Source organism: Desulfonatronum sp. SC1, from assembly GCF_003046795.1.
Lineage (GTDB): Bacteria > Desulfobacterota > Desulfovibrionia > Desulfovibrionales > Desulfonatronaceae > Desulfonatronum.
Genome location: NZ_PZKN01000015.1, coordinates 1 through 20924 on the forward strand (window position 1 = coordinate 1; position 20924 = coordinate 20924).

Annotated in this window: 20 protein-coding genes and 1 pseudogene; 5 read left to right on the forward strand and 16 right to left on the reverse strand. The window is 53.6% G+C overall.

Going from position 1 to position 20924, the window contains the following annotated elements; all coding sequences use genetic code 11:
• Positions 1 to 230: 230 nt before the first annotated feature.
• The 8 genes and pseudogenes from C6366_RS09550 to C6366_RS09585 all read right to left on the reverse strand — a co-directional run.
• On the reverse strand, positions 231 to 2261 hold the full coding sequence (locus C6366_RS09550; protein WP_158269725.1) for an HD domain-containing phosphohydrolase: 2031 nt from the start codon (positions 2259 to 2261) through the stop codon (positions 231 to 233).
• A gap of 59 nt (positions 2262 to 2320) precedes the next feature.
• A complete protein-coding gene (locus tag C6366_RS09555) occupies positions 2321 to 3838 on the reverse strand; it encodes a B12-binding domain-containing radical SAM protein (RefSeq protein WP_233248448.1) in 1518 nt (505 codons plus the stop codon).
• A 197-nt stretch (positions 3839 to 4035) separates the two neighbouring features.
• Positions 4036 to 4257 carry a hypothetical protein gene (locus C6366_RS09560; protein ID WP_107737396.1) on the reverse strand — a complete coding sequence of 74 codons (222 nt, stop codon included), beginning with the start codon at positions 4255 to 4257 and terminating at the stop codon, positions 4036 to 4038.
• Between the two features lie 72 nt (positions 4258 to 4329).
• A complete protein-coding gene (locus tag C6366_RS09565) occupies positions 4330 to 4509 on the reverse strand; it encodes a CsbD family protein (protein WP_107737398.1) in 180 nt (59 codons plus the stop codon).
• A gap of 82 nt (positions 4510 to 4591) precedes the next feature.
• The gene (locus C6366_RS20485) at positions 4592 to 4726 is read right to left on the reverse strand and encodes a DUF3096 domain-containing protein (protein ID WP_084185101.1); all 135 of its coding nucleotides are present in this window, start codon (positions 4724 to 4726) and stop codon (positions 4592 to 4594) included.
• A gap of 61 nt (positions 4727 to 4787) precedes the next feature.
• On the reverse strand, positions 4788 to 4940 hold the full coding sequence (locus C6366_RS09575) for a DUF3309 family protein (RefSeq protein ID WP_107737400.1): 153 nt from the start codon (positions 4938 to 4940) through the stop codon (positions 4788 to 4790).
• A 236-nt stretch (positions 4941 to 5176) separates the two neighbouring features.
• Entirely contained in the window at positions 5177 to 5326 is a 150-nt protein-coding gene (locus C6366_RS09580; protein WP_107737402.1) for a lmo0937 family membrane protein, read from the reverse strand.
• A 44-nt stretch (positions 5327 to 5370) separates the two neighbouring features.
• Positions 5371 to 5481: pseudogene (locus tag C6366_RS09585) on the reverse strand (desulfoferrodoxin FeS4 iron-binding domain-containing protein); the annotation flags it as partial.
• A 980-nt stretch (positions 5482 to 6461) separates the two neighbouring features.
• On the opposite strand from C6366_RS09585, the gene C6366_RS20030 reads away from it, so the two are divergent.
• From C6366_RS20030 to C6366_RS09605, 5 genes are all read left to right on the forward strand, one after another.
• A complete protein-coding gene (locus C6366_RS20030; RefSeq protein WP_199221478.1) occupies positions 6462 to 8285 on the forward strand; it encodes a PD40 domain-containing protein in 1824 nt (607 codons plus the stop codon).
• Positions 8282 to 10045, forward strand: a complete 1764-nt coding sequence (locus tag C6366_RS20035) for a S41 family peptidase (protein ID WP_199221479.1) — start codon at positions 8282 to 8284, stop codon at positions 10043 to 10045. Before C6366_RS20030 ends, C6366_RS20035 begins: the two co-directional genes overlap by 4 nt.
• Positions 10046 to 10632: 587 nt before the next feature.
• Entirely contained in the window at positions 10633 to 11136 is a 504-nt protein-coding gene (locus C6366_RS09595; RefSeq protein ID WP_158269726.1) for a PRC-barrel domain-containing protein, read from the forward strand.
• A gap of 111 nt (positions 11137 to 11247) precedes the next feature.
• A complete protein-coding gene (locus C6366_RS09600) occupies positions 11248 to 12582 on the forward strand; it encodes a ferric reductase-like transmembrane domain-containing protein (RefSeq protein ID WP_107737407.1) in 1335 nt (444 codons plus the stop codon).
• A gap of 340 nt (positions 12583 to 12922) precedes the next feature.
• Positions 12923 to 13747 (forward strand): glucose 1-dehydrogenase, encoded by an 825-nt coding sequence (locus C6366_RS09605; protein WP_107737409.1) that lies wholly within the window; start codon positions 12923 to 12925, stop codon positions 13745 to 13747.
• Between the two features lie 475 nt (positions 13748 to 14222).
• Here the strand turns inward: C6366_RS09605 and C6366_RS09610 are convergent, their stop codons facing one another.
• From C6366_RS09610 to C6366_RS09645, 8 genes are all read right to left on the reverse strand, one after another.
• On the reverse strand, positions 14223 to 14837 hold the full coding sequence (locus C6366_RS09610) for a cyclase family protein (RefSeq protein ID WP_107737411.1): 615 nt from the start codon (positions 14835 to 14837) through the stop codon (positions 14223 to 14225).
• Positions 14824 to 16764 (reverse strand): glycoside hydrolase family 15 protein, encoded by a 1941-nt coding sequence (locus tag C6366_RS09615; protein WP_107737413.1) that lies wholly within the window; start codon positions 16762 to 16764, stop codon positions 14824 to 14826. Before C6366_RS09615 ends, C6366_RS09610 begins: the two co-directional genes overlap by 14 nt.
• Positions 16765 to 17009: 245 nt before the next feature.
• Positions 17010 to 18089, reverse strand: a complete 1080-nt coding sequence (locus tag C6366_RS09620) for an AI-2E family transporter (RefSeq protein ID WP_107737415.1) — start codon at positions 18087 to 18089, stop codon at positions 17010 to 17012.
• 203 nt (positions 18090 to 18292) lie between these two features.
• Positions 18293 to 18919, reverse strand: coding sequence for a superoxide dismutase (locus C6366_RS09625; protein WP_107737417.1), 627 nt, complete (start codon positions 18917 to 18919; stop codon positions 18293 to 18295).
• Between the two features lie 321 nt (positions 18920 to 19240).
• Positions 19241 to 19594 (reverse strand): hypothetical protein, encoded by a 354-nt coding sequence (locus tag C6366_RS09630; RefSeq protein WP_107737419.1) that lies wholly within the window; start codon positions 19592 to 19594, stop codon positions 19241 to 19243.
• 9 nt (positions 19595 to 19603) lie between these two features.
• A complete protein-coding gene (locus C6366_RS09635) occupies positions 19604 to 20119 on the reverse strand; it encodes a hypothetical protein (protein ID WP_107737421.1) in 516 nt (171 codons plus the stop codon).
• Between the two features lie 33 nt (positions 20120 to 20152).
• Complete coding sequence (locus C6366_RS09640; protein ID WP_107737423.1) at positions 20153 to 20509, reverse strand: phage holin family protein; 357 nt, start codon at positions 20507 to 20509, stop codon at positions 20153 to 20155.
• 15 nt (positions 20510 to 20524) lie between these two features.
• The gene (locus C6366_RS09645) at positions 20525 to 20881 is read right to left on the reverse strand and encodes a hypothetical protein (protein WP_107737424.1); all 357 of its coding nucleotides are present in this window, start codon (positions 20879 to 20881) and stop codon (positions 20525 to 20527) included.
• Between the last annotated feature and the right edge of the window lie 43 nt (positions 20882 to 20924).

Consider the following 20924-nt stretch of genomic DNA (forward strand, 5'->3'; position numbering starts at 1 on the left):
TATAAAATTAAACGTTTTTTTGACAAAAAAGCAGAGATATCAGTAGGGTCTTACGCAAAGGGCCAGGTTAACATGCAGAAATTATTGCGGAAAAGGCTGGATTTGGCGCGATGCGGTTAAAGTCCTGTGTAACAATTTCTCGTGTTCTTACCGCCATTATTTCGTTCGATACAAACCAAATGTTCCCGCCGCATTCGTTTCAGCCTGATCACCCGCGGGTCGTTCTTGTTTCATGTTGCGGCAGCACGAGCAGCGTGCTCGCCGTACTCAACCAGTTCGGTGTCCTTTATCCAGGCCTTCCCCAATTGGTATCCTTTTTCCCGGAACAACCGCAGACAGGCATCCACGACCGTCGTGTCGTACAATGTCCCGTGTTTTGTTTCGATCTCCTCCAGGGCCGCTGCAATGCCCAAGGATGGACGGTAGGGACGGTGGGAGGCCATGGACTCCACCACGTCCGCCACCGCCAGAATGCGGGCCTCCATGAGAATTTCGTCTCCTTTCAGACTTCTTGGATACCCGGAGCCGTCCATCCGCTCATGATGCTGATAGACGATTTCCGCCAAGGGCCAGGGGGATTCCACGTCCTTCAAAACCACATATCCGCCGTATGCGTGTTCCTTGATCAGCGCGAACTCAATTGGCGACAATGTTGTTGGCTTGGACAAAAGCTCCGAGGGTACGGACATTTTTCCGATATCATGGATGGGGCCGGCCATGCTGATGGCTTCGATCGTCTCCAGAGGCAGTCCCATTTCCACGGCAATGGCCCGGGCAAGGTCGGACGAGCGTTGCTGGTGCCCGGAGGTATAGGGGTCCCTCATTTCCACGGCCGATACCATGACCTGAATGATGGCGCTGAACGCTTTCCTGAGTCGTTCAAGGGTCTGCTGGAGCTGTTCTTCCGCCTTCTTGCGCGCAATGCTTTTCCAGGTGGTTTCCATCAGCAGCGAAATCTGAAGAATGTCCGTGTATTCATAATCGGTCTCCTTGTTCGCCAGGCCGATCACGCCGACAATGTTCCCGCCTTGAATGATTGGAAGCGTCATGAACTTTTCGAGTTGCACATGGCCAGCGGGGGTGCCTTTTTTCAGGGAATCAGGGGCTTGATAATCATTGACGATGATTGGCCGACGCTGCCGGACCGCCTCGCCCCAGATCCCGGTCTTGTTCAATTCGTATTTCGTTTCCTGGTTGAGGACAGTGCATGCGGGCATCACCTCCCTGGACCAGGAATTCAGGACAAACTCCCGACGATCTTCGTGGTATGTATAAATGTACCCGATCCTGCTCCCGGTCAGTTTGATGGCCTGCTCCAGCGCATAATCCATAAAATCCTGAACGGTCATGGAAGTATGCTGCAGAATGTCCACCAGGCTTTTCAGGCGGGCTTCGCTCCGTTGCAGTTCCTCCAGCGCCAGCTTGCGCTCGGTAACGTCACGGATGTTGCACTGCACCAAGGTGGCTTTGTCCACGAGATATACGTCCGCGTCGATATGATGTCCGTCTTTGTTGATCACCGTTACATCGTCATATTTGAGAATGCCGTTCATGTTCAAGGCCTGCATTGTCGCCGGGAAATCCCCTGTATCAATATCCACGCCGATATCCGGAAGCTTCCGTCCGATGCTCTCCTGCTGGGTATACCCCAACAACTTCTCAGTGGCTGAATTGGTGTTGACGATCTTCCCTTCATGTTTCTCAAGCAGCACGATCCCGTCGTTCGCGGTCTCAAATAGACGTCGGAAGCGCTCTTCGGACTCAGCCAGATCATCTTCCAGACGTTGGCGTTCCGTGATGTCCTCGATGGCCAGGAGGATCATTTTGCCGTTTAAGTCCTTCCGATATACTTGACGGGCATTGAGCAGCATAACCTTGGGCCCGATGTCCTGAAAAGCATGCCTCACTTCGAAGTCGTCAAAGGCTTGGTTTTCTGGAAGGACTTCTTCAAGAAGTTCCCGGAGCATGGGGATGTTCCACTGCTTGTTTCCAAGATCATAGAGGAAACTGCCGATGCTTTCCTCCGAAGTTACCTGGAAGGTCTTGAAAAAGTTGCGGTTCGCGAAGATGATTTTCAGGTCCGCATCCAGAATCAACAGTGGCTCTCTAATGGTGTCCACGATGCTTTCGGCACATTGAAGGGCGTTGTCGACCGTAAATACGGACGTCTTCATGGGTGGCGTTGTTTCCAGCTCGGCACCTTGGGAGCGCAATCCCTTCAGTTCTCCCGCAAGCCGTTTTTTTGCTTTGTTGTCTTTCATCGTAACCTCGCCACTTTGCAGACAATTTGCCATATCGCCTCTTTCCAGGCAACCTGCATCTACAACACCCGCAATTCGCAGACCCGTCGGAAGTGGTAGCCGTAGATGGCCAGGGTCACGGCCAGGGGCAGGGACCTTGGCCGTCGGAGCAGGGTCCAGAAGAACAGCTTCCAGTAATGGAACCGTTCCTGGCCCAGGATGCCCAGGCGGAAAATGGATCGGAACAGAGCCATCAGGCTTTCGGAAAAGCGCCGGATTTGCCATGGCTTTTTGTTGACCGGCAGTTTGTACTCCCTCAGAAAGGTGATCACCCTGGCATAGTATGCCTCGGGCGAGTAGATGTTCTTCAGGATTTCCTTGTACCCGTCGCGCAACGACTCCAGGGTCATGGTCGGCAGGATATTCGTCGTTCCATCCACGTTGTCGCCGGAAATGCCTTCGCGCAGCCGACCGGCCTGCTTGAGCCTGCTGTAAAGCCTGGTGCCGGGAGGGGCCTGCAGCAGGCCGACCATGGCCGTGGTGATGCCGCTTTGCTGGATGAACTCCACAAGGCGGTTGAAAATGGTTGGCTCGTCATTGTCAAAGCCGACGATGAACCCTCCCTGGACCTGGATTCCAAAGCGCTGGATGCGCTTCACGTCCCGGATCAGATCGCGGCAAATGTTTTGGCCTTTGCCGCATTCGGACAGGCTGGCCTCGTTGGGCGTTTCAATGCCGATGAAAACGGTATCGAATCCCGCCTCGACCATCATGGCCAACAGTTCTTCGTCGTCAGCCAGATTGATGGACGCCTCGGTGCCGAAGGGCATTCCTTTCTTGCCTTTTCTCCAGTTGACCAAGGCGGGCAGCAGCTCGGCTTTGAGCCGCCGCTTGTTCCCGATCAGGTTGTCGTCCACGAAAAATATCCCGCCACGCCAGCCGTTGGCATAAAGACTGTCCAGCTCGGCAATCATCTGAGGCGCGTTCTTGTTGCGCGGTGTGCGGCCCAGCAAGGCCGTTACGTTGCAGAAATCGCAACTGAACGGACACCCCCGTGAGTACTGGACGCTCATGCTCGCGTACTGTTTCAGTTCCAGAAGATCCCAGCGCGGAACAGGCGTCTGTCCGATGTCCGCGAATCGGTCCGTGGCGTAGACCCGTTTGGCCCGACCCAGGGAGAGATCCAGCAGGAATTCCGGCAGGGTCAGCTCGGCCTCGTTGAGCACGAAATGGTCCACCTCGGGGAAGTGTTCATGCTCCACCGTGAACAGCGGCCCACCGGCAACAACCAGCAGCCCGGCGTCCTTGCACAACCTGATCGCCTTGCGCGACGATTCCCGCTGCACGGTCATGGCGCTGACCAGGGCGTACTCGGCCCAGAGCAGATCGTCCAAGGACAATTCCCGGATATTCAGGTCCACCAGACGCGGATTCCAATGCTTCGGAAGCATGGCCGCAATGGTCACGAGTCCTAGCGGAGGCGAGGAGACCTTCTTGCCCACGAACTTCAGGGCGTGCTTGAAGCTCCAGAACGTATCCGGAATCTCGGGATAGATCAGCAGGACATTGATTGGGGACGTTTGTGAATCTAAAGTCATGTGCTCTCCCCTTGTGGCAACGGCAGGCAGGATGTGACCAAGCTAACTGAGTGTTGGAAAAGTTCTCATCTGTCAGTCGGTTCAAAAACCCCAAGTGCAAGGAGCAAAAATAGTTCAAGGTCGAAGCGTATTCATTCATACGTGAGAGCTTGAACTATTTGCAACGACGCGGCAATTGGGAGTTTTTCAACGGACTGCTAAAGCTTTCTGCCGCCGACAAACAGAAGCCCGCCGCCGATCACTATCGCCCCTATTCCGGCCCAGATCGGAATGTTGACCGTCTGCCTGTCCTGCACCGAGAATTCCAGTGGTCCCAGCTTGGCTTCATGGGTTTCCCTGGTGTACGTGAAACCGCCGTACGCCAAGCCTAAAGCGCCGACAAGAATCAACGCAAGCGCAACTACTCTTATCGCATTCATTGTATGTCCTCCCCCGTGAAAAAATGAAAACGCAGGAACGAATCCTGATTCGTTCCTACGTGGCGTGCCGCTCTACTCTCCCACGGCTCTTTTCACATCGCCTACTTTTTCCTGCACAACTCCGCCGAGTTTTTCGACTTTGCCCTCGGCTTCCATATCGGGATTGCCGACGGCCTTCCCGACGACTTCTTTGGCCTTTCCTTTGGCCTGATGCATCTTGCCTTCCGCCTTATCCTTCGTGCTTGATTTCATGATATTTTCTCCTCTTTGGTTGAGAATTGACGCGCTCAAAAACGGTATGGTGGACAAAATGCACGATTCACAAAGACTCTCCTCATCGAATCAGCCCGAGAATGCCGAATATGATCAAATAAAAAGCCACGATGTAATTCAACAATCTCGGAAAAATGAGAATCAGGATTCCCGCGATGAGCGAAACAACGGGCTCAGGCGCTATATTGATTTGCATATTTTTCTATCTCCTTTGATTTTTGCATGATGAGCATGTTTTACCGTTTTTCCGGTCCACTTCATATTCGCCCCATCAACAAGAGAATGACCAGGATCAACAGGATTAATCCGATTCCTCCACTGGGATAAGGCCCCCAGGACCTACTGTGTTTCCAGGTGGGCAAAGCGCCGATCAGTACAAGGATCAGGATGACGATCAGGATGGTTCCCATGGCATTTTCTCCTATCCCCAATGTAAAAAACTGTAACTACTCAGATCATCAGCGACAATTCGGACTGGGTAGCGTAAACGTGCCGGCCTTCGCCGGCATGACTGACTTGGAAACGACATGATATGAGACGTCATTCCAGCGAAAGCCGGAATCCAGTACTTGAGAATGGTCATGCATTGTATGTACTGGGTATTTACAAAAAATATGTTTTTTTCTTCTTTAATGGTTCTAACAGGTCATAATACTTTTCGCCCCTGGAGAACCTGAACCAGTACGACAATGATGGCAATGACCAGAAGTATATGCAGAATGCCGCCCATAGTGTACCCGCTCATCAATCCAAGCAACCACATGACCAAAAGAATGACAAATATTGTCCAGAGCATGTTACCTCCTACTCGGCGCATTTCATTGCCATTTAACAGGTTTACTGCTTCTTCATAGGCTCACCGCAACAAACCAATTCGCCATCACCGGCTTCCATTACTTGCACGACATTTCCACATTCTTCGCACTTGTATACTTCTTTTACCTTCGTCATGATCTGCCTCCATCCGGTCACAATGTTGATTCATTCCTGAGATTTTCATGCGCCATGATCACTCACCTCTCGGCGATGAAATTTTACCTCTTTTTATGAGATACTGATACTTTCTCTAGGCCCTGTCTGTAGGGGAATCGCACATTTATTGCGGGAGAAAATCCCATGAGGTGGAGAAATCTCCCGGGTGCGCATGGGCATGGGAGCATTACTGCCCGACACGCGACTGTTTACACCGCCGTCGCCAAGGTTCACCTCGCATCCTTTTTCGTGTCTTTTTAACGGGTTGCAAAGTGACTCCTCAATTGAGACAATGGCATATCGCATCAGGTGCGCCCCCTGCAGCACGAACAGCTCCAACGAGATCGGGATTCCCAGTGCCCACAACAAAATCCATCCTACCTGATGCTCCTGAAAAAAAACCAAAATCGGCCAGATTTTATTAATAATTACATTAGATCAAACGATAAAAAATAACGAAAGATGACTCTCTTCGGCTTTTGCAGTGAGACCTGGATAAGGCTCTGAAACGAGAGGATACCTTTTTGGGTATCCCTGTCTGTAGGGAAATCGCACATTTATTGTGAGGAAAAACCACGGGGGGCGGGAATAATTCCCGAGCGGAAGCTACGAGGGAGTGGAAGGAGGTGTTTGCCCTGATACTCGTTATGTATGAGATGTTGATACATCCAAAGTTTTGAGCAGTGGCACGGTTTTTGATTATATTGATGTTATTGTTTCGAGGACGTGTGATGCGAGAAGCAGATGAAAGCGACTTTAGCGGCTTTTGGTACGGAAGAATTTGAATCTGCGGCAAGTCAAAATTTTGTCATATCAATCACTAAATATAGAATTCTGACGCGTAGCGAATTTCGGCTAAAAAGCGCATTTTGCTCCGTGGATAAATAATAAGTTTAGTGTATGCAATACCAAAGTGTACCAGAGCAAACTGGAAAAAAACTGATTTAGGAATGAGATACATGCAGATGGAAAATCGATGTCTCCGACGATGGATTCAACGGACCATTTTGGCTTTTCTGCTTCTTGCGTTAGGATGTGGATTCGCTCCTGTTTCCGCGAATGCCGCTGTTCCCAAACTGCCGCGATTTCCATCGATCAATCCTGACGGTTCAGAGATTGTTTTCAGTGTCGGCGGAGATCTCTGGATCGTTCCGGTACATGGCGGCGTGGCGAACCGGCTGACTCGGCATCGTTTCGACGACCTGCATTCAAGCTGGAGCCCCGACGGTCAATCCCTCGTCTTCACGTCGATGCGCGACGGCTATATGAACCTTTGGCGCATTCAGCGCGACGGCACGGGGACTGCCCAGCTGACCCACAGTGATCGCTTCCTGCGCGCACCGCATTGGTCGATTGATGAACAAGGGATGGAGATCGTCACCTTTTCGGCTCTTCTTGAGGCCGATGTCTACCGTGATCAGCGTCCTTACCGGATATCACCGCAAGGCGGGGAACATGAACTCCTTCATCAAGCCTTCGGTTCCGAACCTCGCCTTTCTCCGGATGGTCAACGAGTCGTCTTTACCCGCGGTGGATATTATCACGACTGGAATCATCGACGGTATCGCGGACCAGATGCAATGAACGTCTGGGTTCTGCATCGCTCGGAAGAGCGTTTCGAGGCCGTCACGGAATGGGAAGGCGACGACGGGAGCGCCAGGTGGGTGGACAACAATACGCTGCTCTTCATGTCTGAACGCCAGCTCGACACGGTCAATCTCTACCGTGTCAACCTGGATGGCGACAATCGTGCTCTTCAGCGTATCACGCATTTTAGAGGACGAGGCATTCAGGATTTTGACGTCTCAAGGGATGGAAGCATGGCCGTTCTTCAGGTCTGGGATCGGCTGTACACCCTGAACCTTGTTGATCCCCGGGCTGAGCCGAAACCGTTGCATATTCAAACGGGTGATGATGGCTGGGATGACCATACCTTGCGCTGGATCGACCGGGACGTTACCGAGGCCGTACTCAGTCCGGATGGACAAGTAATGGCTTATATTGCCTATGGACGGGTCTACATCCGCCATGTCGACGAATACAGTCCCACCCGGGCGGTAATTCCGGATTCCCATGCCCGTCACCAGGATATAGCATGGTCTCAGGATGGGCTGCATCTATATTTTGTCAGTGATGCCGACGGTACGCTCTCAATCTACAAGGCCCAGGTGGCACTGACCCGAGATGAAATCCGTCTCGCCCATCAGCAACTCCCGATGGAAAGTGGCGCGCTTCTTGCGAAAAGCACTGCAACGCACGTATCGCGCGGGCCCGAAAGCGCGCAACATAACTACGAGCACTCCGTGAATTCGAATGTGGATGATCCTTTAGCGCCGCTGCATCCCAACAATCCACTTGATCCTCTGGATTCGCTCGATCCGTCCGAACCGGAACCGGCCGGAGAGCCGACTGATGTGCCTTCTTCTTCGCAGGATAAGAGCCAAGCCACGGAGAAGTCGGGACCCATGGCCGAACAAGAGGATCCTGCTCGTTGGCATGATGCCGTTCAATTCCGTGTCGTGTCCGTTGTCGTGGAAGATGGCAACGACCGTGGTGTTTCGCCTTCCCCTGATGGTCGTTCCGTCGCATTTCGCCGTGGACGTGGGGATCTGGTTGTGATGGATCTTCTCACGAAAGAGCTTCGAACGCTTGTGAAGGGCTGGGACAGTGCTCTGCATTGGCGCTGGTCGCCGGACGGGCGTCATCTCGCTTATGACCAGAACGATCTGAACTTCAGCACAATATATTTATTACTCCCGCGGATGGTTCACACGAACCCGTGAACATTACCCGTCATCCACGCAACGACTTCAATCCCCGCTGGTCGGCGGACGGCAGAATATTGACCTTCATCTCCAATCGATCAGGTGACGGTTACGATCTCTACAGGGTCTGTCTCGATCCCGAGATGAATAATTGGACCCGGCGTGAGTTGAACAATTACTATGACAGGGCTCGCGTCGCTGCCGGCAAGCACCGCCCACTACCTGTTCGCAAGCCTGGAACGATACTCTCGCTGAGACAACCCGCGTGGCAGGCCGCCAATGGGCTTGAACTGGAAAAAGCCTGGCAGCGCGTGGAACGCGTCATGGCATCTCCCGATCATCAAACAGCCAACGAGATGACCCCTGGCGGCGACCGGTACGTCTTCAATGCCGGAGACGAAGGGCTGATCGCCGTGAACTGGGACGGCAGCGACCGCAAGCGTCTGGGGCCACGGGGAAATGTACAACACCTCGATGTTGTGGGTAACCGAGTGATTTACATTGCGGATGGGCGTGTCGGCATTGCTCCGCTGGACGGTAAAGCGCACACGCAGGTTGACATCTCAGGTCGTATCCGAATCGATCTTCAGGAAGAGTCTTTACAGAAGTTTCGGGAAGTGGCGCGAGTGATCGAGGAAGGTTTTTACCGGCCGGACATGAAGGGCTTGAACTGGAAGAGGCTTGTCGCTGACTACGAGGAACTCATTGTCAGGACTCGAACCGCAAGTGAATTCAGCGATATCGCCAATCGACTCCTGGGGGAGCTGTCAGCCTCGCACATGGGACTCTCCGATCCGGGGCCGGGTTCCGCATTACGCGAACCCTCTGGTCGTTTGGGTATTGAATATGCGCGGGTGACTCTGGAGGATGGGAGGAAAGGGTATCTGATTACGAAGATCATTCCCGGAGGACCCTCGGACCGTGGACCTGCCCGCCTGTCCCAGGGCGATATAATAACCCGGATTGATATGCAAAGCTTTGATGAATATGATTCCTTGCTGGAGCGGTTGCGAGGAAAAGTCGAACAGGAAGTTATTGTCGACTTCGACCGATCCATCGGCGGCAAACGTGTCGCATCCCAGGCGATCTTAACTCCAATCTCCTACAACGACTTTGCCGAACTGCGTTACGATGCTTTTCAGGAAGAGAGCCGGCGCAAGGTTTTGGAACTTTCAGGTGGACGCATCGGCTATATTCATATCGAGGAGATGAATCAGGCCTCGTTGGAAAAATTTCAGGCCCATCTGTACGCGGCTGCTGAATCGAAAGACGGCCTGATTATCGATGTTCGCAACAATGGCGGGGGGCATACCAGCGACCGCATCCTTGCTTCGATCATGACCGCGGAACATGCCTATACGGTCCCCGCTGGAGCCGATCCACATTTGAATGGCCGCTATCCCCAGGATCGCCTGGACGCACCACGCTATACCCTGCCGATCAACATGCTGGCCAATGAGAAAAGCTTTTCAAACTCAGAAATCCTGGCCCACGCATTCAAGACGCTTGGACGAGGTACGTTGGTGGGAAAACAGACCTACGGAGGGGTCATTTCCGCCGGTAGCCACTATTTGATCAATGGGGCAACGGTCCGCCTGCCCTTTCGTGGGTGGTATCTGCCGGACGGCACCGATATGGAGCAAAACGGCGCAATCCCCGACCTGTTTGTTGATCATACTCCGGCTGACGAGATCGCCGGGCGTGATCGACAACTTGAGGCGGCGGTAATAAATTTGCTTCAAATGACCTCACGGCGCCCTTCCCGGAATGCATCATAAAGACGGCATCTTGACGGCCAAGCTTGGCCGTCAGAATGCCTTGGATAGCCTTCAGCGGGGCGGAACCAAGTCAATTTGGTTCTCATAAATCCCCTCCGCAAGTGGCTGGTACCCCCTGTTTTGGCCAGTTCAAAACTCCCTCGCCAGCCTCGTCTCATCAAGCCGCTTGTCCAGTAAGAACTATTTATCTCCTCCTGCTTTTGTCTTTGTACCCTTCTGCTTTTGTTCCCCTCTGTTATTTTTCAATGGCCCAATGGTTACGGACCAGCGCCTTGATTTTGTGACACCCATCTTCCCTCCGTGGCCCAAAACCCGGATCAAACGTTCCTTCTGCCGCCACCTCGCAACCTCCGCCCGGGAATTTTTCCCGTCGGCTACGAGATTTTTCCTCACACAAAATAAGCGATTCTCCTACAGACAGGAATGCTCAAAAGATTATCCTCCAGTTACGTAGCCAGTGGTGTGGGTAAGACAACCAAAACAAGGCGACATTCAAAATCGGAGGTTAAACAAGACGTAAGAATCAATCGGTTGGAAGATCAGTGTCACTTCAATCAACGAATAATGTATGTAAAGGAGAAATGACTATGAAAGCTTTGTTGGCTAGTATTATTATCGGATTACTGAGTTTGAGTCCCGCATTCGCGCAAAGTACTGTGGACACGAAACAAAAAGAAACTGATCAGAAACGCTCTGAACAAACTGGCGAACAGAAAGTCTTGCCGAAATATGATAATGAGCGCAAAGTAACCACTGATCCCGCGCGTCCTCATCGGGCCACGGAAGTAGAGCCTCAGGAAGGATATCAGCGTGTATCGTCTGATCTCATCACCGCGGACGACCTGAAGGGCGCAAGTGTCTATGACACTAAGAATGAAAGCGTGGCCGATGTAAAGGAAGTATTGATCACACCTGAAGGTAAAATTGATCGACTTATCGTGGACGTTGGTGGCTTTCTCGGCATGGGTGCCCGCAGCGTATCTATTAATGTGAATGAAGCCGACATTCACAAGGATGCGAAGGATGACATTCGCGTCTACATTCCCATGAGTGAGGAAGAACTGCGTCAGATGCCGGAGTACAAAAAATAAAACTGACAGGTTGTTCCCTTGAGACAACCTTTCGAACTGTCCAGGCACGGAGAAATCTGTCGCCTGGACAGTTTTTTGATGTCTCCTCTACTTCTCATGAGGGGAAGGTGAATGGGTGTGATTATCAAGAAGCAGTACTACTGGGGATATCTGGTTGTTGGGTTGAGCCTGGTGCTCACGTATGCGATCTATTTCGGATCCATGTGGTTCTACGACGACTGGTATACATACCGCCTGAAGTATCTTGCCAAGATCGGAAGCATGGGAACGACCATGCTGATGTGCTGGGCGCTGGTGCTGGCCGCGCGGTTGCGTATCGTGGAGCGGTTGTTCGGGGGCCTGGACAAGGTCTACAAGGCGCACCGCGGAATTGGCGAAGTCGCCTTGTACCTCATTTTACTGCACCCGATATTTTTGGCCCTGAATCCTGAATTCGACTTCGTTCGTTTTTTCTGGATAGCCCAACTGCCCGGCGAAGCGGGACATCATTTATTTGCCCGGATGACCGGTCTGATCGCCCTGGGAGCCCTGGTCGGGCTGACGTCGTTGTCGCTCTGGATCTCGCCACCTTACCACTACTGGAAACAGACGCACAACATCTTCGGGCTGGTGCTGGCGCTGGTGATCTTCCACGGAGTCGTCGCCCAGGGCGAGATCATGTCGTATCCGGTGCTTGGGGCTTGGTTCGCCGTGTGGGCCGCGGTCGGGATGTGTTGCTATGTCTTCATTCGGGTACTCTACAGGTGGTTTGGGCCGCTCCATGACTACCTGGTGGATCATGTCCGAATCCTGGGCGACATCACCGAGGTGTATCTGCGCCCGCGGGATCCGAAACGGAAGATGGCCTTTCACCCCGGCCAGTTTCTGTACGTCTACTTCGATTCCACGGATCTGCGGGCCGAGCCGCATCCATTCAGCATTTCATCGGCGCCCCAGGCCGCGAACATCCGGATATCCGTCAAGAAAATGGGCGACTGGACAAAGCAGCTTCCCATCCTGAAGCCGGGTCAGCGGGCCTATGTCTGGGGGCCCTACGGCAAGTTCGGCGAACACATGACGGAGCATGCGGACATGGAATCCGTGCTGGTAGCCGGCGGAATCGGGATCACGCCCTTTTTGAGCATGGTGGAGAATGCGGATTTCCTGACGGGCAAATACAACAAGGCGCATCTCTTCTACAGCGTGCAGGTACCGGAAGAAGCCTATTACCACGACGAAATCACGGACCTTGGCGTAAAGGAGGAATACCTGCACTACATCCCCCACTCTTCCGATTCCGAAGGATATCTCACGCCGGAGGTCATCGCGGACCGGGTGGGCGACCTGAAGACCAAGGTCTATCTGATCTGCGGGCCGAAAGTGCTGATGGATTCCCTCCGGGAACAGCTCATGGAAGCCGACGTGCCTTTTGAACAGATCTTCACGGAAGACTTCAGCATCATCTGATGCCAAAACAATAGCGGCTTATCCGGTTCAGTACATGGCCAGGATAGAACTCAAACATCGTACGAACCGCCCGCTCCCGTTGGTCGCTCAAGGCGTTGAGGACGCAAAGAAGAATTTTACTTCCGCTGGAAAGATGCGGAAGTCAAAAGGGCTTCACGCCTGACGGCGATATATCTTGTCTCCCGTCAGGGAACGCCAATCTTTTTGGAAAGCAGCTCTTTCCCTGCTTTCCAAAATGTTTTCCTTGGCGAACGTTGCGCCTCGAGCGAAGCGGGCGGTTCATTCTTCAAAAAAACTCTCCAGCCGAACAAACCACAATTGCATCCATCGGAGGAACAACATGAACCAGGAATCTCCAAAACCGTCGGCTGTTCTGAACGGACAGACCGCCGTGGTCACCGGCGGCAGTTCGGGCATCGGCGCGGGCATTGCACGGGCTCTGGGCGAAGCCGGGGCCAACGTGGTGGTCAACTACTCCGGCAGCCGCGAGAGGGCCGAGGAGGTCGTCGCGAGGATCAGAGAACAGGGCTCCCAGGCCGTTGCCGTCCAGGCCGACGTGAGCAGCGAGTCGGATGTGGAGGCCATGTTCCGCCAAGCAGTGGAGATATTCGGCACCGTGGACATCCTGATCAGCAACGCCGGAGTGCAGCAGGACGCGGCCTTTACGGAGATGACCCTGGATGAATGGAACAAGGTCATCAGCATCAATCTGACCGGAGCCTTCCTCTGCGCCCGGGCCGCGACCCGGGAATTTCTCCGCCGGGGCATGGTTCCGGGGCGCTCTTCAGCCCTGGGCAAGATCATTTTCGTCAGTTCGGTGCATGAGATAATCCCCTGGTCCGGACGGGTGAACTACGCGGCGTCCAAGGGCGGCCTGATGCTGTTCATGAAAAGCATCGCCCAGGAGCTGGGAGCAAAGGGAATTCGCGTGAACAGCATCGCTCCCGGCGCGATCAGGACGCCCATCAATCGCGAATCCTGGGATGACCCGGAGGCCAAGGCCGAACTGTTGAAGCTGATCCCGCGCAATCGAATCGGAGACTCCTCGGATATCGGCAAGGCGGCTTTGTGGCTGGCTTCGGACGAGTCGGACTACGTCCACGGCACGAGCCTGGTGGTGGACGGAGGCATGACACTCTATCCCGGATTCATCTCCGCCGGCTGAGCCGCTCACCATCAACGCCCCCGTGGGCTGCGCCCTTTAGCGATTTCGATGGACCTTTTTCAGAGCATTGTCTTTGATTTCATCCAATCTGCCGTTGAATCACTTTTCATTGTGAATGCATGAGCCTGGAACCGGTTGCCACTGACCGGCAACCTGTTCCAGATTCGACTCATCATTTCAGTGCTCAGAACTAGAATACGCCGAGCAGCCACAGAATAATGAGCAATGTAACCGGCACTCCGAGAAGCCATAAGATAATAGGCATGACGTTACTCCTTTATTGTTGAAGGTGAATGCGCTTCCGCCAGATATATACTTCCGGATATGCTTCCGGATATGCTTGATCAGCTTGCTGTCGGAAGCGAAAATTGATGCAAGAGAGCAGGACTCGCTACTGCTGCCGGACAATGATCAACTAGGGCATTATGTATTTTTCATCGAACACAAATGTATGTATGCAGACACATTTGCCGTATCACGGGCTGATCAGGATGGCCCTGGCCGGTGCGCCGTCCGTGTTGATCCGCAAAGGCAGGCCCAAAAAAATGTATTTTCCCGCGGAGATATCCCGCAGATCGAGGCCCTCGAAAACCGTCATCGCCGGGACCAGGGTCAGGTGGACCTTCATCCCGCTCTCAAAGGGCTCCACGCTCAGATAGTCCACGCCCACGGTCTTCACCTGCTGCTTCGCCAGATAGGCGGCTCCATCCGCGGTCAGATGGGCGTAATCCTCGCGGAACCGGTCATAGCCCTTCAGGGAGTTCTCCGTCTTGAGCAGTACGATGAGGTCTTTGTGGACGTCTTCATTTTTCAGATGTTCCGCGGTGATTTGCCGCCCATGGCGAGTCATGTCCAGAACGACGCAGGGGCCGTAGAAACTTTCCAGGGGCAGCTCGGCCACGCCGGCGCCGCCTTTTTCGATATGCAGCCGCGCATCGACATGCGTTCCGGTATGCATGCCCAGGAAGAGGGACGACTCGTTGATGCCGTCATCCTGGACATTCTTATACTGGTCAATGCGCGGCGCGGGATTACCCGGATAGACAAGCATGTCCGGGTGGATCAGCATGGATATGTCATGAATTTTCATCGGTTGCTCCTTTTGTCTTTACTGATTTCCCGTCGGCATCCCGACCGTTCCGGAATTCCCTGTGACCGGGAGTGCCCACCGGATCATGCACCGGCACATCCAGCCCCTTGGCATAGGCCAGATAGAAAATGCTGTTGATCAGGCCGATATGCGTGAAGGCCTGGGGAAAATTGCCGAGGAATTCTCCGGTTTCCGGTGTCAGTTGTTCTGAAAACAGTCCGAGATGATTGGCATATTGAACAATGTTCCTGAAGATGTTCTCGGCTTCTTCGATCCGTCCCGAAAGAGCCAGCACGTCCACCAGCCAGAAGGTGCACAACCCGAACGCCCCTTCCTCGCCGGGGAGACCGTCGTCGGCGATATACCGGCGGATCAGGCCGTCGCTCATCAATTCTTCCATGATCCGATTAACGGTTCCCTGGATCTTGGGATCGTCAGCCGGCAGAAACTCCACCAGGGGCAGGCGGAGATTGGCGGCATCCATGTCCTTGGAGCCGTAGGATTGGACGAAGGCATTCAGTTCGGCATCAAACCCGTTTTGCATGATCTGCTCCCGGATTGTCTTCCGGGTGGCGTCCCAGAGTTCCACATTGCCTTTGAGCCCGAAAAATTCGGCCAGAAGCAGGGCCTTGTCCAGAGCGGCCCAGGCCATCACCTTGGAATAGACGAAATGACGCTTTTCTCCCCGGAACTCCCAGATTCCGTAGTCGGGCCGCTCCCACACTTCCACCACGTGGTCGGCGACCCAGACGATAAACTCACTGATGTCCTCCGTGAGCGGATGCCCTCTCCGGGCCAGTTCGTACGCCGTACTGACCAGCTCGCCGTAGACCTCGAGCTGAAACTGATCGTAGGCTTCGTTGCCGATGTTCACCGGTCTCGAGCCCTTGTATCCTTCCAGGTGTTCAAGCTGATGCTCGGTCAATTCCAATTCGCCGTGCAGACCGTACATGATCTGCAACTCGCGCCTGCACGTCTTGCAGTTTTTCGAAACCTCCTCGAACCAGCGCAACAGGTCCACGGCTTCCGTTTCATGGCCGATGGAGATCAAGGCCTGGCCCGTCATGGCCGCATCCCTGATCCAGGTATAGCGATAATCCCAGTTGCGCACCCCACCGATCACCTCCGGCAAGGAGGTGGTGGGCGCCGCGGCAATGGAGCCTGCATCGCCGAAGCACATCAGCTTGAAGACCAGCGCCGACCGGATGAGCATGTTAATCTGATCACCGGCCCAGACTTGCTTCTTGACGCTCCCTTCCTGGTGGATCCAGCCGTTCCAGCATTCCATGGTGGATTTGAGCGCAAGAGCCGTTTCGTATCGGTTGTTCCCGTCCTCGGCGCCCCAGCGCAGGACAATGGCTTTGCGCTCTCCGGGGTTGATTCGGAATTTGGCCCGAACCAGCGGACCGTGATCATCATCGAGCAATTCCGCGTTTTCCAGGCCTTCCAGGCGCATGGCATCCTCTCCGGCCCGAGCGATCCAATCGCCGGTGCTGCGCTCCACGGCAACGGGCTTTCGGGCGTAATCAAACCGTGGGCACCAGAAGACCTCGACATCCACGGGATTGCCGCGGCACTCGATCAGCCGGTGAATTTCCGGGGGCGCGAAGAAGTCGTGGCGCCCGTTGATGTCTCCTTCCAGAGGCATGAAGTCGGTCACCGTCAGAACGGTGCCCTTCATTGTAAAGCTGGTCTTCAAGACATTGGTTTCCTCGACATATTCCTGGTTGCCGCTGCCCCCGCCCGGGGGACCGATCCGAAAATATCCTCCCTGCCGGGCATCCAGGATGGCCCCGAAAACGCTTGGGCTGTCCATCCTGGGCAGGCAGCACCAGTCAATGGAACCGTCCCTGGCGATCAGGGCGACGCTTTTCAGATTGCCGATGATGCCGTAATCGGAAATAGGCTTGTAATCCTGGATGCTCATAGTTGAGGTCTCCTTTTCAGACTTTGGCGAGGCCGACCTCTTGGCCGAAATCGTGGATGAAAGCTTCCTGTTCCTGACTGACGAATGGTCTGTTCGAAATCATGTCAGTCCGGGACCAAAACGGTTTCCCAGTCGAATGATTCCACCCTTCGGGCATGGGCTTCGATATCGTGCCCGTACATTGCCTCTTACTCTCAGACCTCATTGATGAAACGGAGGACAATGACCTGCGCGTCATGCCTGTTCTAAAAAGGGACTTTGTTTTCGCCTTCCACCACATCCTCGACATAAAGCATTTTTGTCATGACCATGGCGACAACGGTGAGAGGCGCTGCGAGGATCAAGCCCAACACCCCGAACAGAACGCCCATCAGCACCTGCACGGAAATCAGTAAGGCCGGCGCCAGATTGACTGCACGATGCTGGATCATGGGCACGATGAAATTGCCCTCAACGTTCTGTATGATCAGATAAAAAACCAAGACGATCACGCCGGTTTGCATGCCTGCGGTGAATCCGACGATGACGATTGGGATGGCCGCAATGATCGGGCCCAGGAACGGAATAAAGGTCAAAAGCGCAGTGAGCACTCCAAGGCTGAGCCAAAGTTCGATTCCGATCAGCCACAGACCGAGGGATACCGTGGCGCCCAGCAACAACATGGAAACGATTTGCCCCAGGAACCACCAATGCAGCGCATGAGCAACCACCGAGAATGTCTCGTCCATGCGCCGACGGCGATGGACGGGGAGCAGCCTCAGCAAGCCGCGCCGATAGAGTCCGGGATCGGCAGCAGCAAATATTGTGATCGCCAGAAAAATGATCAAGCTGGCGATGGCGCTCATCCCGCTCGTTGTGGCAGTTGCGAGATGCTCGGCAATCTTTTGGGATATGTCCGCCAACTGCTCCCGCCCTTGCCCATTGTTGTTGAAAAACGTTTCTGTCCAGCCGGCTTCATACAGATACCCCTGCATTCGTTCGAGAAAGCCCAGGAACGTCTGCCAGAGATCATCGAGCTGTTCAAAAAATCGTGGTAGGATCAAGTAGCCGAAGAATCCCAAAAAGCTGGTCAGCAGAACGAGCACGAGGGCCAGCGCCCAACTACGTGCCAGCGGCGTACGCTTGGCAATGCCCGTAGCCAAACCATCCAGGCCAACCGCGAACAGGGCGCTGGCGAACACCAACAGCAGGACGTCGTCGATTATCCAGATCAGGAGGCCCAAGGCCCCGAGCAGAAGAACTCTGTCGGTTCGAAACCAGCGCCGCTCGGCAACGCCAGTCCGATGTTCGATCACTGGAAAGGGGGCTTTGGGCTGGTCAGTCATCAGTCATCTTTCACCAGGTATGCAAAGGAACGACTTTGCCGCTTTTCAGGCAGTATCAAACACATTGATTCGAGCGGCTTTAGTTCTTTCTTCCTTCTTCTCAATCTCATTTCCGACCGGGAATCCGGCTTTCTTCCATGCCTCCAAAGTGCGTTGACTGGTTCAGGTAAAACAACACTTCATGTGCCTGTATTTTGCCGCGGTCAGCCAAGGTTCTTTGCCGCGAAATCCCAGTTGATCAGTTCGTCCAGCACGGCTTTGACATAATCGACGCGTCGGTTCTGATAATCCAGGTAATAGGCATGCTCCCATACGTCGATGGTCAACAGCGGCTTCATCCCGTTGGTCAAGGGCAGATCCGCGTTGCCGGTTTTGACCACCTTGAGCGTGACGCCGTCCAGCACGAGCCACACCCAGCCGCTGCCGAACTGGGCCGTTGCAGCGTCTGCCAACTCCTTCTTGCACGCATCCAAGGTCCCGAAGGCAGCCTCAATCTTTTGCTTCAACTCCGCGGGAGGATCACCGCCGCCCTTTGGTTTCAGACTGCTCCAGTAAAACGTGTGGTTCCAAGTTTGCGCTGCATTGTTAAAGATTGCCGTCGTCGCCATACTTGGCTTTCCGGATGTCGCGACGATTATTTCTTCAAGCGACAGTTCCGTGAATTGCGTTCCTGCTACAAGCTCGTTCAGCTTGTCGACATATCCCTTGTGATGCTTTCCGTAGTGAAAACTGATCGTGTTCGCGGAGATTACCGGATCCAGAGCATTATCCTGATACGGCAAGGACGGCAGGATATGCGGCGACGCCGATTTATTCTTTACATTGTCCATAATTTTGCCTCATTATATACTTTTTCTATTTTTTAAGTGCAATTATTACAAAAAGACTCCCCAATTGAGACAGCGGAATATCGTATCAGGTGCACCCCCGCAGCACGAACAACACCAACAAGATCGGGATCGGGATTCCCAAGGCCCACAGCAAAATCCATCCTATCTTGCCTCGTTCACTTTTCCGTAAATTCCATTTACTCACAAGGCTCCTCCTTATCTTTCAGTATCAATAGGCTGCTGAAGAATTACCAAATACAGAATGAAACTACTCAGAACATTTCCATGACAAGCCGGAACACAGCTGAGTAGTTACCATTTTTACCGAAAAAATTTTAAGGCCATATCTGAAAGCGCATGAACCACGGGTTCAGCGTACTGGCTGCCACCACGAGAATGCCGCGCACTTGCACTCAACAAAAGCCCCAGCCCGATTCCTATCCCCAATGCGATGAGCACTGTCTTCCCTGGATTATCGCTACTATAGCTCTTGGCCTGATCATACGTCTCACTGACCTTCTGAGTCGTTCTATCGTACACATCGCCTACAGCCTTCTCCGCGGACCCTAAAGCCTCGGCACCGCGCTCCAGGAGCTGATCAGCGTCACTATCGCTGCCGGGATTTCCATATTTCTGCTGTTTGGGGGTCTCGTACGTCTTGTTTTCGATATCCATGTCATCCTCCTAAGAATGTTTAAAGGTTAGCTGTTCGTTTTCCCTGCGAATGTCGCGATCCCCTCGTGGGTTTGCGGTTGAGCCACGTCCATTGCGAGGATGAGAACCTAAGCCGCTTGCACCTTCCGTCAAGGTTGCTTGATTGAGCCAGCCGGCGGCAGCCCTCGCGACAATGCCGACCAGGGCCAGCTTGACAAGCCCGGGGCTGCCGGCCCCCGGACTCAGGCCACCGAGAGAGCCACACACTTCCTCGGCAATGGGACGCATGATTTGCTCCAAGGGTGTAGCTCGCCTCGTGAAAACGCTCGAGGCCAAATAGCCGATGCCCGCGGCTACTCCCAAAGCCAGGTATGGGGAGTCATGCACATATTCGCGCCAATCCATTTTCTCTTTAATCCGCTCGCCGATTTGTCCAACTGTCTGGGAGATGTTCTCTCTTTCTTTCGTAATATCCCGACGTATTTCTTCGGAACTCCGTTCGCCATTCAGTACACTTGAGTTGCTACGATGCTCTTTTTCATTCATAATTTGCCCTCCTTTGCAGTTCCGGAAAACCTTCTATGGTTTCAGGATCGCTTTATTCAATCTCCTATAGCCGATGTAGGCAATGATCCCCCCGAAAAACGCAAGCGCTGCTCCGGTAGCGAGAGCTGCCATGACAGGGGCCATATACGAAGTGAGTTCGATGATCAGTGCAGCACAAAATGACAAAAGTGCGGCAAAAATGATGAATGCTCCCGCGACGATGGTGAAGAATCCACTGCAAACGCTCGACACCTTCTCCCGTACTTCCTGAACAACGAGTTCAATTTCGTCATGCACCACCGAGGAAAAGTTGTTGGCAAGCTGTTCCAACAGTTCAGTGAACGATTCACGAGGCGAAGCAGAGTTCTTGTTTTCCACTTTTGTGCTCATAGAGTTCCCCCACCTTTATTTCCTGCGTCGCAAAACAACTCCAATAATCAAACCAATGGCTCCCGCTACCAAGAGACTCCGTCCCGGGTGCTGCTTGATACATTCCCTGACTCTGCCTTGCGCCTGTTCATAGTCGAATTGCCGAACATACCCGGCGGACAGGTCCAACAACTCGGATGCCTGCTTTCCATACTGCGCAATACCGGATTGTGCATCCTGACCAGTGGCATTTTCGCCTAACGCCTCAGCAACGGTTTCCAACTGATCAGCAATAATATTTTTGACATTTTCAAAGCCGTGCGACTTGCCTGAGTGTTGAGACATTCCCGCGGTTTCTCCCGTATTGCCAACTCTCTGATTGTATATACCCATGGTTCACCTCGTAAAATATTGTTGCAGGCGGCGATTTTCCGGA

Bases quoted from the DNA above. Each gene is read 5' to 3' on its own strand.
- C6366_RS09610 (WP_107737411.1), bottom strand. From the start codon at position 14,837: ATGAAAATTCATGACATATCCATGCTGATCCACCCGGACATGCTTGTC.
- C6366_RS09615 (WP_107737413.1), bottom strand. From the start codon at position 16,764: ATGAGCATCCAGGATTACAAGCCTATTTCCGATTACGGCATCATCGGC.
- C6366_RS09625 (WP_107737417.1), bottom strand. From the start codon at position 18,919: ATGGACAATGTAAAGAATAAATCGGCGTCGCCGCATATCCTGCCGTCC.
- C6366_RS20485 (WP_084185101.1), bottom strand. From the start codon at position 4,726: ATGCAAATCAATATAGCGCCTGAGCCCGTTGTTTCGCTCATCGCGGGA.
- C6366_RS09565 (WP_107737398.1), bottom strand. From the start codon at position 4,509: ATGAAATCAAGCACGAAGGATAAGGCGGAAGGCAAGATGCATCAGGCC.
- C6366_RS09595 (WP_158269726.1), top strand. From the start codon at position 10,633: ATGAAAGCTTTGTTGGCTAGTATTATTATCGGATTACTGAGTTTGAGT.
- C6366_RS09640 (WP_107737423.1), bottom strand. From the start codon at position 20,509: ATGAGCACAAAAGTGGAAAACAAGAACTCTGCTTCGCCTCGTGAATCG.
- C6366_RS09580 (WP_107737402.1), bottom strand. From the start codon at position 5,326: ATGCTCTGGACAATATTTGTCATTCTTTTGGTCATGTGGTTGCTTGGA.
- C6366_RS09555 (WP_233248448.1), bottom strand. From the start codon at position 3,838: ATGACTTTAGATTCACAAACGTCCCCAATCAATGTCCTGCTGATCTAT.
- C6366_RS09630 (WP_107737419.1), bottom strand. From the start codon at position 19,594: ATGGATATCGAAAACAAGACGTACGAGACCCCCAAACAGCAGAAATAT.
- C6366_RS09635 (WP_107737421.1), bottom strand. From the start codon at position 20,119: ATGAATGAAAAAGAGCATCGTAGCAACTCAAGTGTACTGAATGGCGAA.
- C6366_RS09600 (WP_107737407.1), top strand. From the start codon at position 11,248: ATGGGTGTGATTATCAAGAAGCAGTACTACTGGGGATATCTGGTTGTT.
- C6366_RS20030 (WP_199221478.1), top strand. From the start codon at position 6,462: ATGCAGATGGAAAATCGATGTCTCCGACGATGGATTCAACGGACCATT.
- C6366_RS09550 (WP_158269725.1), bottom strand. From the start codon at position 2,261: ATGAAAGACAACAAAGCAAAAAAACGGCTTGCGGGAGAACTGAAGGGA.
- C6366_RS09605 (WP_107737409.1), top strand. From the start codon at position 12,923: ATGAACCAGGAATCTCCAAAACCGTCGGCTGTTCTGAACGGACAGACC.
- C6366_RS09620 (WP_107737415.1), bottom strand. From the start codon at position 18,089: ATGACTGACCAGCCCAAAGCCCCCTTTCCAGTGATCGAACATCGGACT.
- C6366_RS09560 (WP_107737396.1), bottom strand. From the start codon at position 4,257: ATGAATGCGATAAGAGTAGTTGCGCTTGCGTTGATTCTTGTCGGCGCT.
- C6366_RS09575 (WP_107737400.1), bottom strand. From the start codon at position 4,940: ATGGGAACCATCCTGATCGTCATCCTGATCCTTGTACTGATCGGCGCT.
- C6366_RS09645 (WP_107737424.1), bottom strand. From the start codon at position 20,881: ATGGGTATATACAATCAGAGAGTTGGCAATACGGGAGAAACCGCGGGA.